The organism is Nonomuraea sp. NPDC059023 (genome assembly GCF_042740095.1).
In the GTDB taxonomy this organism is placed as follows: Bacteria; Actinomycetota; Actinomycetes; order Streptosporangiales; family Streptosporangiaceae; genus Nonomuraea.
Map to the genome: position 1 here is coordinate 250,481 of NZ_JBHYIO010000012.1, position 11,695 is coordinate 262,175.

Here is an 11,695-nt window from a genome sequence, read left to right on the forward strand (position 1 = left end):
TCTTCCGGCATAGTTCCGTGGCGCTCGCTCGTCCTTGGTGGGTGACATCACGAGGAGGACGGGTGGATCCAGGCTTCGAGGCGGCGCTCCGGCAGTTCGTCATCGACAGGTCGGGCGCGTTGTTCCGCACGGCGTACCTGCTGACCGGCGACCGGCACGCCGCCGAGGACCTCGTCCAGTCGGCCCTGGCGAAGACGGCCGCGCGGTGGCGCGCCCTGCGCGACCCCGAGGCCATCGAGGGGTACGTCCGACGGACCATGTACCACGAGCAAGTGAGCCGGTGGCGCCGCCGGTCACGGGTCGTGGAGGTGAGCACGGACGCGCGGCTCGACCGGGCCGGCGACGGGCACGCCGAGGCGGCGGACCTGCGCATGACGATGCGCGCGGCGCTGTCCCGGCTGACGCCCCGGCAGCGGACCATGCTGGTCCTGCGCTACTTCGAGGACAAGTCGGAGACCGAGATCGCGCGCCTGCTGGGCGTGCGGGTGGGCTCGGTCCGCAGCCAGATCTACCGATCGCTGGAGCGGCTGAAGAAGTCGGCCCCCGAACTGAGCACCGTGAGGGAGTTGCGTTGAACGTCGAGAACCTGCTGCGTGAGACCCTCGCCGACATGGCGGACGAGCAGGTGCCGCCACCCCCGGCCCGCTTCCTCCCGCCCCGTCCCGTCCGCCGGAGGGGCGTCGCCCTGGCAGCGGCGGCCACCGTCGTCGCCCTGGCCGCGGGCGGCACGATCGCCGTCAGGACCCTCTCACCCGAGACGCCCGTGGCGCCGGTGGCCGCGCGTCCGGAGCACACCGTGACCATCAAGGAGGGATGGCGGGCCACCCTCTTGTTCGACAACCTCTCCCGCGTGACCGGCGAACCCGCGGCGTCGTTCGCGCGGGCGGCCAAGGACGGCCGGGCTCTGGGCCTGCCTCCGTATGCGAAGGGCAGGCTGGAGGGCTTCGCCCACCCCGGCACGTACAGGTTCGCCGAGTCCGCCACTCCCACCGAGATCCTGGCCGCGATGGTGGCCCGGTTCCGCGCGACGGCGGACGAGCTCGGCCTGTCCTCCCGGCGCGCGCCCATGGACGTCGTCATCATCGCCAGCCTCGTCCAGGCCGAGTCGCCCACCGAGGCCGACATGCCCAAGGTGGCCCGCGTCATCCACAACCGCCTGGCCCGCGGCATGATGCTGAAGCTCGACAGCCCCCTGCTCTACGGCCTCGGCAGGTACGGCGTCGACGTCACGGTCGAGGACACGAAGCGGCGTACGCCGTACAACACCTATCGCCATGGCGGACTGCCTCCGGGGCCCATCTCCAACCCCGGTGAGGCCGCGCTCAAGGCCGCCCTCCACCCGGCCGCGGGCACCTGGCTCTACTACGTGGCCACCGACCCGAAGAGCGGCACCCTGGAGTTCGCCACGTCCGCGAAGGAGTACGCCAAGCTCGTCGAACGTTTCGCCGGGTAACGATCCGTCACTCCGGCGGACGGGCCAGTTCGGCGTCCACGTCGGCCCGCACGTTCGCGATCTCGCGCCTGATGGCGCCGGTGACGACAGATGTGGGCACAGGCCCCCCGGACCCCACCGAAGCCCTCGCCCTGTTCGACGACGTCCAGCCATGAGGACCGCGGCCGACGTGCTCGGAGCCAACCTTTGCGGTGGAAGGCGCGTCTCACCTTTATGGGCTTATTGTTTCGCGGTACGGCCGCAGCCGTCGCCTTCTTCGTCGTGACGGGGCCGGTCGCCGCCCACGCCGAGGCGCCGGCCAGTCAGTGGAGTGTCGTCCATCACGACCGCCGCGACTCCTACGACGCGGTGACGGTCACACCGGGTGGGGCGGTCTGGGTCGCCGGGACGAGCCAGCTGTTGAAGGGCGGCCGGTCCGCCTTCAAGCGGGTCACCGGGCCGGGCTTCCGGGTCAAGCGGCTGACGTCGGCCTCCGACACCAGGGTCTGGGCCTTCGGCGCGTCGCGATACGCCCGATGGAACGGCAAGCGCTGGCAGGTGAACCGATGGCCCCACGGCCGGGTGGACGGTGCGTACGCCATCGGCCAGAACCTGTGGGTCATCGAGAACGCCAACGCCTTCCCCTCAGCCGGTACTGCCGGGTGGACGGCGCGGTCCACGCTGCGGCGACTGGCCGGGTCGGCGTGGCGCAAGGTCCGGACGCCGATCGTGGTCAAGGGACTCGACGGCCGGTGGGCGGCGGGCTCGGCGCGGGGCACGGCGGCTCTGGCCCGCTGGAGTGGTACGGCCTGGCGCGCGGTCACCCTTCCGGCGATCCCGTCCACCCGCTCGGGCCAGATCTCGGAGCTGACGGATGTCGCGTTCGACGGTGAGACCGGCCGGGTGATGGCGGTCGGCTGGGTCGCCTGGCCGTGCGGCGGCTCCTTCTGCGGTGAGACGTTGCTGCTGACCGGCTATCCGGGCAGCTGGAAGTTCGAGGTCCGTGGTGAACCGGGCTTCCAGCCGCGTGCCCAGGCCGAGCCCGACGGCAGAGGCGGGGCCTGGGTCGTCTACGACGCCAAGGGCGGAGGCAGCCGATTTCTGCACATCGGCCCCGACAGCGTCGAGCCGGGCGCCTTCCCCGCTCCGCCGGACCGGACAGCGTCCGTCCGCGACCTCGCCATCCAGCCGGAGAGCGGTTCCGTCTGGGCGGTCGGCGGGGCCCGTTCCGGTCGCGGCGGCACGGTCTGGGCTTACCGCCGTTGAGCCGGCTGCCGCCTGACCAAGTGGAGACGACCTCCGCTATCGGTTGGTGAAGGAAGGCTTGCGCTTCTCGGTGAAGGCGGCCATCCCCTCCTTCTGGTCCGCCGTGGCGAAGGTGGCGTGGAAGACGCGGCGTTCGAACCGCACCCCTTCGGCAAGCGTGGTCTCGAACGCCCGGTTGACGGCCTCCTTGGCCATCATCGCGATCGGCGTGGACATGCCGGCGATCGTCTCGGCCACCGTCCGCGCTTCGGCGAGCAGGTCGGCGGCCGGGACGATCCGGGAGACCAGGCCCGCCCGCTCCGCCTCCTCGGCGTCCATGGTGCGGCCGGTCAGGCACATCTCCATCGCCTTGGCCTTGCCGACCGCACGGGTCAGCCGCTGCGAGCCGCCGATGCCCGGGATGACGCCCAGCTTGATCTCCGGCTGACCGAAGACGGCGGTGTCGGCGGCGAGCACGATGTCGCAGAGCATGGCCAGCTCGCACCCGCCGCCCAGCGCGTAGCCGGACACCGCGGCCAGCGTGGGCTTGCGTACCTGCCCGAGCCGGTCCCAGGCGGCGAACCAGTCGCTGAGATAGACGTCCATGTAGTCGTTGGGCCGCATCTCCTTGATGTCGGCGCCGGCGGCGAAGGCGCGCTCGGAGCCGGTGATCACCAGGCAGCCGATGTCCGGATCGCGGTCGAATCCGGTCGCGGCCTCCACGACCTCGTCCATGAGCTGGAGGTTCAGCGCGTTGAGCGCCTTGGGCCTGTTGAGGGTGATGAGGCCGACCCGGTTCTCCGACTCGGTGAGGATGGTCTCGTATCGCGTCATGAGCGTTCCCTGATGGAGTTGACGATGGCGGAGAAGTCCTGGCCGGCCCCGGCGCCTTCGGCGAAGGCCGCGTAGATCTCCGCCGCGTGGAGGCCGAGGTCGGCGGCCACGCCGTGGGCGCGAACGGCATTGGCCGCCAGGCCGAGGTCCTTGGCCATGAGGGCCCCGGCGAAGCCGGGCCGGTAGTCGTGGTTGGCCGGGCTCGCCGGCACCGGGCCGGGCACCGGGCAGTTCGTGGTCAGCGCCCAGCATTGCCCGGAGGCGGCCGAGGCCACGTCGAACAGCGCCTGGTGCGACAGGCCGAGCCGTTCACCCAGGACGAAAGCCTCACTGACCGCGATCATGGAGGCACCGAGGATCATGTTGTTGCAGATCTTCGCCGCCTGCCCGGCACCCGGCCCGCCGCAGTGGACGACGCGGCGGCCCATCGCCGCCAGCACCGGTTCGACGGCGGCGAAGTCCGATTCGGCCGCGCCCACCATGAAGGTCAGCGTCGCCGCGCTCGCCCCGACGACGCCTCCGGAGACGGGGGCGTCGAGGGCCCGGTGCCCGGCGGTGACCGCTGCTCGCGCGGCGGCGTGCGCGTCGGCCACGTCGATGGTCGAGCAGTCGGCGAACAGCGTGCCGGGCCGGGCCGCGGGCAGGATGTCGTCGTAGCACCGCAGGACGTGCGGTCCGGCGGGCAGCATGGTGATGACCAGGTCGGCGTCGCCGGCGGCCGCGGCCGCCGAACCCGCCGCCCGCACCCCGTGCCCGGACGCTTCGTTGAGCGCCGCGTCGTCGAGGTCGAACCCGTCCACGTGGTGTCCGGCCTTGACGAGGTTACGCGCCATGGGCCCGCCCATGTTGCCCAGGCCGATGAAGGCGATCCTCATGACAGCCCCAGCTCCTTGTCGCCCAGCGGCGCGAAGAAGGCGTCGACCTCCGCCGCGGAGGCCGCCTGAACCCACCGCGGCGACCGGTCCTTGTCGATGACCTGTGCGCGGATGCCCTCTTCCAGATCGGGATGGCCCAGCGCCCGGCACGAGACGCGGTACTCCTGGTCCAGCACCTCTTCCAGCGAGCCGAGCAGCCCGGCGCGCCGGAGCGATCGCAGCGTCACCCGCAGCGCGGTCGGTGACTTGGCCGCGATCTGCTCCGCGGCCTCCTTCGCCGTGCTCTCGCCGATGTCCAGCAACTGCTCGACGATCTCCGGAACGCTCTCACCGGAGTAACACACGTCGATCCAGGAGCGTTGCGCCGGCAGCGACCCTTCTGGAGCGGGTACGGCATGAGCCGCCAGCGCCGCCGTGACCCCGTGCGCCGCCGCGCTCTGCCGGAAGGCGGGCAGGTCGGCCGAGGGCACGAAGTGGTCGGCCAGGCCGCAGGCGATGGCGTCGCCCGCCCCGATCGTCGTCCCGGTCAGCGCGAGGTGCAGCCCGATGTCGCCGGGAGCGCGCGACAGCAGGAAGGTACCGCCCACGTCGGGGATCAGGCCGATGCCGGTCTCCGGCATGGCCAGCCTCGTGCGCTCGGTGACCACGCGGACGCTGCCGTGCGCGGAGACGCCGACGCCGCCGCCCATGACCAGGCCGTCCATGAGCGCGACGTACGGCTTGCCGTAGCGGGCGATGCGGGCGTTGAGCAGGTATTCGTCGCGCCAGAACGCGGCGGTGGCATCGCCGCCACCCTGCCGGATGTCCTGGTAGATCGAGCGGATGTCGCCCCCGGCGCACAGCCCGCGTTCGCCGGCGCCGCTGATCAGCACGGCCTGGATCGTCTCGTCCGTCTCCCACGCCCGCAGCGCGGCGTCGATGTGCCGGACCATGTCGTGGGTGAGCGCGTTGAGCGCCTTCGGCCGGTTGAGCAGGATGTGGCCGAGACGGCCGTCCTGCCTGGTCTCCATGTCCATCAGGCGGCCCCGCTCAGATTGCCGGTGAGGCCGCGGGCGACGATGACGCGCATGATCTCGTTGGTCCCTTCGAGGATCTGGTGCACCCGCAGATCGCGCACGATCTTCTCGATGCCGTATTCGGTGAGGTAGCCGTAGCCGCCGTGGAGTTGCAGGGCGCGGTTGGCGACGGTGAACCCGGTGTCGGTGACGAAGCGTTTGGCCATCGCGCAGAGCTCGACCGCCTTGGGGTCGCCCTCGTCGAGCGCGGTGGCCGCGCGCCACAGCAGGGCGCGGGCGGCCTCGAGTTCGGTCGCCATGTCGGCGAGCTGGAACTGCAGCCCTTGGGCGTGGGAGAGCGGCGCGCCGAACGCCTGCCTGTCGCCGAGGTAGGAGGTGCTGGCCTCCAGCGCGGCCCGCGCGCCGCCGAGCGAGCAGGCGGCGATGCCGAGGCGGCCGCCGTTGAGGGCGTTCATCGCGATCCGGAATCCGTCGCCCTCCCGGCCCAGAAGCCGGTCGGCGGGGACGCGTACGCCGTCGAGGACGACCTGCCGGGTGGGCTGGGCGTTCCAGCCCATCTTCTCCTCGTTGGCGCCGAAGGACAGGCCGGGGTCGTCGCGTTCGACGACGAACGCGGAGACGCCGCGCGCGCCGGAGACGCCGGTGCGGGCCATGACCACGTACACCTGCGCGGCCCCGGCTCCGGAGACGAACTGCTTGACGCCGTCCAGGACGTAGGCGTCCCCATCCCGTACGGCTCGCGTCGCGAGCGCCGCCGCGTCAGAACCGGCGCCAGGCTCGGTCAGGCAGTAGCTGGCCAGGCTACGCATCGAACACAGCCCGGACAGCCAGCGCGTGCGCTGCTCGATGCTGCCGTAGTGGTCGATCATCCAGGCGACCATGTTGTGGATGGAGATATATCCGGCAATGGACGGACAGCCGGTGGCCAGCGTCTCGAAGATCAGCGTGCCGTCGCGGCGGGACAGGCCCGAGCCGCCGAACTCCTCGCTGACGTAGACGCCGCCGAGACCGAGGTCGGCCGCCTTGGTCAGCACGTCGACCGGGAAGTGCTTGCGCCGGTCCCAGTCGATCGCGTTGGGGGACAGGTGCTCGTGGGTGAAGCCGGCGACCGCCTCGACAATGGCGAACTGCTCCTGCGTCAGTACGGGCATCGGCCTCAGCCCATCGTCGGGATCGTGAAGCTGGCGCCCTCGCGAATGCCCGACGGCCAGCGGGAGGTGACCGTCTTGGCCTGGGTGAAGAAGCGGATGGAGTCGGTGCCGAACTGGTTGAGGTCGCCGAACATGGAGCGTTTCCAGCCGCCGAAGGAGTGATAGGCGACCGGGACGGGGATGGGCACGTTGACCCCGACCATGCCGGTGTTCACCCGGCGGGTGAAGTCGCGTGCCGTGTCGCCGTCGCGGGTGAAGATGGCGACGCCGTTGCCGTACTCGTGCTCGCTCGGCAGCCGCAGCGCGTGCTCGTAGTCGTCGGCGCGCACGATGGACAGCACGGGCCCGAAGATCTCCTCGCGGTAGATCCGCATGTCCGGCCGCACGTGGTCGAACAGGGACGGGCCGATGAAGAAGCCGCCCGGCTCCGGCACGTCGGCGTCCCGGCCGTCGACCACGAGCTCGGCGCCCTCGCTCACGCCGATCTCCACGTAGTCGCGGACGCGCCGCAGGGCGTCGGAGCCGACCAGCGGGCCGAAGTCGGCGCCGGGGTCGTCGCTGCGGCCCAGGCGCAGCTCGCCGATCCTGGCCACCAGCCGTTCCCGCAGCGCGTCCGCGGTCGCCTGTCCCACGGGGACGGCCACCGAGATGGCCATGCAGCGTTCGCCCGCCGAGCCGTAGCCGGCGCCGATCAGCGCGTCCGCGGCCTGGTCCAGGTCGGCGTCGGGCATGACGATCAGGTGGTTCTTGGCGCCGCCGAAGCACTGGGCGCGCTTGCCGTGCGCGGTGGCGGTCGTGTAGACGTGCTCGGCGACCCGGGTGGAGCCGACGAAGGCGATCGCGGTCACCCTGTCGTCGGTCAGCAGGGTGTCGACAGCGTCCTTGGCGCCGTGGATCACGTTCAGTACACCGGGTGGGAGGCCGGCTTCGGTGAGCAGTTCGGCCAGCCGTACCGGAACTGATGGATCACGCTCGGACGGTTTGAGCACGAAGGCGTTGCCGCAGGCGACGGCGGGGGCCAGTTGCCACAGCGGGATCATGGCGGGGAAGTTGAACGGCGTGATCCCCGCGACCACCCCCAGCGGCCGGCGCATGGAGTAGACGTCGATCCCGCTGCCCGCGTTGTCGGTGAACTCGCCCTTGAGCAGGTGGGGGATGCCCGCGGCGAACTCGACCACCTCCAGGCCGCGCTGGATGTCGCCGTCGGCGTCGGCGACGGTCTTGCCGTGTTCGGACGACAGTAGCCGGGCCAGGGTGTCGCGTTCGGCCTCGACCAGGTGCAGGAACCTCAGCAGCACGCGGGCGCGGCGCTGCGGATTCCACTCCGCCCAGGCCGCCTGGGCTTCGGCGGCGTCGGAGATGGCCGCCCTGGTCTCGTCCGGAGTGGCCAACGGGACTCTGGCCTGGACGGTTCCGGTGTTCGGGTCGTGGACGTCGCCGAAGGTGCCCGAGATGCCGGGGACGTGCTTGCCGCCGATGAAATGGGACAGTTCACGGATCATGGAGCCTGCTTTCGCCAGGTGGACCCGAGGATGGGCATGCAAAGGAGGGCAGGTCAGAGGTGAGTGACCGCCGTCGCCATCGGATCACCTGGGCCGCGGGCGCGTTCCGGTGCCATGCGTGTTCGCTCCATCCTCGTGGACAACACATGCCAGAACTCGCGGCCGGTATCCTGACTCCCGGATCAGCGCACGTCATCCGGCCTTCCCGGCTTTCGCCAGTGGCACTGTCGAGCGATGACGCACATCCCCGGTCACAGTGGCGGGACCGTGCTGGATTCACACCAGCTTCCCTGCACCGCGAGCGTTCCTGTTGAAAATATAGTTGGACGTCCTAGTAAGTCCAGTGCCGGCTTCCCTTGGCTTAGGGTGGGGGTCGCAGTTGGTTCGCCCCGTCAGCCAGGCGAGGCGTCGTAAGAGGGAACCCGGTGCGAATCCGGGACTGCCCCGCAGCGGTGAGTGGGAACGACCGCCGTCACCAGCACTCGGCCCCCGGGGCCGGGGAAGCGACGGCCAGTAGGCATGTGCGACGCGCCCGCGAGTCCGAAGACCTGCCACTGCCCGCGCGCACCCCGCGCGCGGTGCATCGGACGGCCTCGAGGGAGGGCTGGGCGACCACGCGGGCCAGAAGTGTGCCCGCGCCTGGGCCGTGCCTTCGCTCGAACGCCGGGGATGTTCCCCGTGACTCGCGAAGGAGAGTTCCGTGACCGAGCGTTCGCTCGCCACCGTGTACGGCTACCCCCGCCAGGGACCCGGCCGCGAACTGAAGAAGGCCGTCGAAGGCTACTGGGCGGGCCGGATCACCGCCGCCGAGCTGGAAGCCGCCGCCGCCGGCCTGCGCCGCGCCGCCTGGCGTGAGCTCACCGACGCCGGCCTCGGCGAAGTCCCCTCCGGCGACTTCTCGCTGTACGACCACGTGCTGGACACCACCGTCATGGTCGGCGCGATCCCCGAGCGGCACCGGGCGGCCGTGGAGGCCGACCCGCTGGCCGGCTACTTCGCCATGGCCCGCGGCACCCAGGACGTGGCGCCGCTGGAGATGACCAAGTGGTTCGACACCAACTACCACTACCTGGTCCCCGAGCTCGGCCCTGACACCGTCTTCACCGCCAACCCCGGCAAGCAGGCCGCCGAACTGACCGAGGCCCTGCTGCAGGGCCACAACCCGCGCCCGGTCGTGCTCGGCCCCGTCACCTACCTGCTGTTGTCCAAGCCCGCCCCCGGCGTCGAGCCCGGCTTTCAACCGCTGTCGCTGCTGGAACGGCTGCTGCCCGTCTACGCCGAGATCCTCGCGTCGCTGCAGTCGGCGGGCGCCGATTGGGTGCAGTTCGACGAGCCCGCCCTGGTCCAGGACCAGCCGCAGGAGGTACTCGCCGCCGTCGCCGCCGCCGCCTACGCCCACCTCGGCGGGCTGACCCGGCGGCCCAGAATCCTGGTGACCAGCTACTTCGACCGGCTCGGCGCCGCCCTGCCCGTGCTGGCCGCCGCCCCCGTCGAGGGCCTCGGACTCGACTTCACCGGCTCGGCCGCCGCCAACCTCGACGACCTGGCCGCGGCCGGCGGGCTGCCCGGCAAGCGACTGGTGGCCGGGGTCGTGGACGGGCGTAACATCTGGATCAACGACCTGGAGAGGTCGCTGGCAACGCTCGCCACCCTGCTCGGACTGGCCGAGCGGGTGGACGTGGCCGCCTCCTGCTCCCTGCTGCACGTCCCCTACGACACCGCGCTGGAGACCGACCTCAATCCCGAGGTGGCCGGCTGGCTCGCGTTCGCCCGCCAGAAGGTCGCCGAGACCGTCACGCTCACCCGCGGCATCAGCAGGGGCACCCACCTCATCGCCGAGCAGGTGGACGCCAACCAGGCCGCGCTGCGCGCCCGCGCCGAGTCCCCGCTGACCCACAACCCGGCGGTCCGCGCGCGCACGACGGCCGTCACCGCCGCTGACAGCCGTCGCATCAGCCCGTACGGCGAGCGCGCCGCCGCCCAGCGGGCCAGGCTGAAGCTGCCGCCGCTGCCGACCACCACGATCGGCTCGTTCCCGCAGACCAGCGAGTTGCGCGTCGCCCGTGCCGACCTGCGCGCGGGCCGTATCGACCAGGCCGCCTACGACGAGCGCATCGCGGCCGAGATCCGCCAGGTGCTCGCCTTCCAGGAGGAGGCCGGGCTCGACGTCCTGGTGCACGGCGAGCCGGAGCGCAACGACATGGTCCAGTACTTCGCCGAACAGCTCGACGGCTACGTGGCCACCCAGCACGGCTGGGTGCAGTCCTACGGCAGCCGCTACGTCCGCCCGCCGATCCTGGCCGGCGACATCTCCCGTCCCGAGCCGATGACGCTGCGCTGGACCACCTACGCCCAGTCGCAGACCAGCCGCCCGGTCAAGGGCATGCTCACCGGGCCGGTCACCATGCTGGCCTGGTCCTTCGTCCGCGACGACCAGCCGCTCGGCGAGACCGCCCGCCAGGTGGCGCTGGCCCTGCGCGAGGAGGTGGCCGACCTGGAGGCGGCGGGCACCACCGTCATCCAGGTCGACGAGCCCGCGCTGCGCGAGACGCTGCCGCTGCGCGCCGCCGACCGGCCCGCCTACCTGGAGTGGGCCACCGAGTCCTTCCGCCTGGCCACCTCCGGCGTACGCGACGACACCCAGATCCACACCCACATGTGCTACGCCGAGTTCGGTGAGATCCTGGCAGCCATCGACGACCTCGACGCCGACGTGATCAGCCTGGAGGCCGCCCGCTCCCACATGCAGGTGGCGCACGAACTGTCCGAGGGCGGCTACCCGCGCGAGGTCGGGCCAGGGGTCTACGACATCCACTCGCCGCGGGTACCGGGCGTGGAGGAGGTCGCGGGCCTGCTGCGCGCGGGCCTGGCGGCCATCCCGGTCGAGCGGTTGTGGGGCAATCCCGACTGCGGGCTGAAGACCCGCGGCTGGGAAGAGGTCCGCAGCTCGCTGACGAACCTCACCGCCGCCGCCCGTCAGGTCCGCGAGAACCCGACCGGCTGAAGCTCAGTGCATGGTGTAGCAGTGGTGCGTGGCGTCCAGCCAGGTCTTGTCGAGTTCCTGGCCCACGATCCTGCCGACGGCCACCAGGGCGGAGGTGAAGGATTCGGCCGGTTCGGCGACGGGCTCGTCCGGGTCGGCCGGGTCGAGGTTGAAGCGCAGGCCGCTCAGATAGGGGTCGAGCGCGTCCGGGTCCAGGCCGGAGCGCTCGTCGGTGTCGTAGATGTCGAGCACGGTGAGCAGCTCACCGGATCGCGCGAACTTCAGCAGGCAGTCGCCGTGGAAGTCCCAGCTGATCGCCAGTGCTTGCCCCTCGCCGCCGGTCAGCGCGAGGACGGCGTCGTCCTCGGCGATCCGGTGATCACCGATGAGCACCGTCCAGGCGCCCATCCGGCCGGCCAGGAGCCCGGCCTCCGCCTCGTCGCTCCCGTCGGAACCCGGTCCCCATCCGGCGTAGTCGTCCGGCACACCACTGCCGGGATCCCCGTGGAGCAGGCCGACGGCTTCCTCTGCCGTGGGCCCCTGGCACCAGACGGCGTAGAACTGCCGCATGGAGACGTCACTGGGATCGTAGGAGCGAAGCAGCTGGTACAGGTGATCCGCGGGCATGCCGTGCCTTCCCTTCGATCGGTCTGAGCG

Annotated in this window: 10 protein-coding genes and 2 riboswitches; of the genes, 4 read left to right on the plus strand and 6 right to left on the minus strand. The window is 71.4% G+C overall.

Translation table 11 applies throughout. From position 1 onward, the window contains the following. Positions 1–62 precede the first annotated feature (62 nt). From ACFWYW_RS22410 to ACFWYW_RS22420, 3 genes are all read left to right on the plus strand, one after another. Positions 63–575: a SigE family RNA polymerase sigma factor gene (locus tag ACFWYW_RS22410; protein ID WP_379620901.1), complete on the plus strand. Its 513-nt coding sequence runs from the start codon at positions 63–65 to the stop codon at positions 573–575. Further along, positions 572–1,453, plus strand: coding sequence for an endolytic transglycosylase MltG (gene mltG, locus ACFWYW_RS22415; protein ID WP_379620899.1), 882 nt, complete (start codon positions 572–574; stop codon positions 1,451–1,453). The genes ACFWYW_RS22410 and mltG overlap by 4 nt, the downstream gene beginning before the upstream one ends. A 213-nt stretch (positions 1,454–1,666) precedes the next feature. Beyond that, complete coding sequence (locus ACFWYW_RS22420; protein WP_379620897.1) at positions 1,667–2,698, plus strand: hypothetical protein; 1,032 nt, start codon at positions 1,667–1,669, stop codon at positions 2,696–2,698. 36 nt (positions 2,699–2,734) lie between these two features. Here ACFWYW_RS22420 and ACFWYW_RS22425 read toward each other — a convergent pair whose 3' ends face one another. From ACFWYW_RS22425 to ACFWYW_RS22445, 5 genes are read right to left on the minus strand one after another with little or no spacing between them, the layout of a single operon-like run. Continuing rightward, complete coding sequence (locus ACFWYW_RS22425; protein WP_379620895.1) at positions 2,735–3,511, minus strand: enoyl-CoA hydratase; 777 nt, start codon at positions 3,509–3,511, stop codon at positions 2,735–2,737. Further along, the gene (gene mmsB, locus ACFWYW_RS22430) at positions 3,508–4,386 is read right to left on the minus strand and encodes a 3-hydroxyisobutyrate dehydrogenase (protein ID WP_379620893.1); all 879 of its coding nucleotides are present in this window, start codon (positions 4,384–4,386) and stop codon (positions 3,508–3,510) included. Before mmsB ends, ACFWYW_RS22425 begins: the two co-directional genes overlap by 4 nt. Further along, entirely contained in the window at positions 4,383–5,396 is a 1,014-nt protein-coding gene (locus ACFWYW_RS22435) for an enoyl-CoA hydratase/isomerase family protein (protein ID WP_379620891.1), read from the minus strand. Before ACFWYW_RS22435 ends, mmsB begins: the two co-directional genes overlap by 4 nt. A gap of 5 nt (positions 5,397–5,401) precedes the next feature. Beyond that, positions 5,402–6,553 carry an acyl-CoA dehydrogenase family protein gene (locus tag ACFWYW_RS22440; RefSeq protein ID WP_379620889.1) on the minus strand — a complete coding sequence of 384 codons (1,152 nt, stop codon included), beginning with the start codon at positions 6,551–6,553 and terminating at the stop codon, positions 5,402–5,404. Positions 6,554–6,558: 5 nt separating this feature from the next. Next, positions 6,559–8,055, minus strand: a complete 1,497-nt coding sequence (locus ACFWYW_RS22445; RefSeq protein WP_379620887.1) for a CoA-acylating methylmalonate-semialdehyde dehydrogenase — start codon at positions 8,053–8,055, stop codon at positions 6,559–6,561. Positions 8,056–8,197: 142 nt separating this feature from the next. Then, a riboswitch (cobalamin riboswitch) is annotated at positions 8,198–8,370 on the minus strand. A gap of 65 nt (positions 8,371–8,435) precedes the next feature. Further along, positions 8,436–8,609: riboswitch (cobalamin riboswitch) on the plus strand. Between the two features lie 146 nt (positions 8,610–8,755). On the opposite strand from ACFWYW_RS22445, the gene metE reads away from it, so the two are divergent. Continuing rightward, complete coding sequence (gene metE, locus ACFWYW_RS22450; RefSeq protein ID WP_379620885.1) at positions 8,756–11,059, plus strand: 5-methyltetrahydropteroyltriglutamate--homocysteine S-methyltransferase; 2,304 nt, start codon at positions 8,756–8,758, stop codon at positions 11,057–11,059. A 3-nt stretch (positions 11,060–11,062) separates the two neighbouring features. Here metE and ACFWYW_RS22455 read toward each other — a convergent pair. After that, the coding region (locus ACFWYW_RS22455) for a hypothetical protein (RefSeq protein WP_379641050.1) at positions 11,063–11,695 on the minus strand (633 nt) is incomplete at its 5' end.

Bases quoted from the DNA above. Each gene is read 5' to 3' on its own strand.
- ACFWYW_RS22420 (WP_379620897.1), top strand. From the start codon at position 1,667: ATGGGCTTATTGTTTCGCGGTACGGCCGCAGCCGTCGCCTTCTTCGTC.
- ACFWYW_RS22425 (WP_379620895.1), bottom strand. From the start codon at position 3,511: ATGACGCGATACGAGACCATCCTCACCGAGTCGGAGAACCGGGTCGGC.
- ACFWYW_RS22440 (WP_379620889.1), bottom strand. From the start codon at position 6,553: ATGCCCGTACTGACGCAGGAGCAGTTCGCCATTGTCGAGGCGGTCGCC.
- ACFWYW_RS22435 (WP_379620891.1), bottom strand. From the start codon at position 5,396: ATGGAGACCAGGCAGGACGGCCGTCTCGGCCACATCCTGCTCAACCGG.
- ACFWYW_RS22445 (WP_379620887.1), bottom strand. From the start codon at position 8,055: ATGATCCGTGAACTGTCCCATTTCATCGGCGGCAAGCACGTCCCCGGC.
- mmsB (WP_379620893.1), bottom strand. From the start codon at position 4,386: ATGAGGATCGCCTTCATCGGCCTGGGCAACATGGGCGGGCCCATGGCG.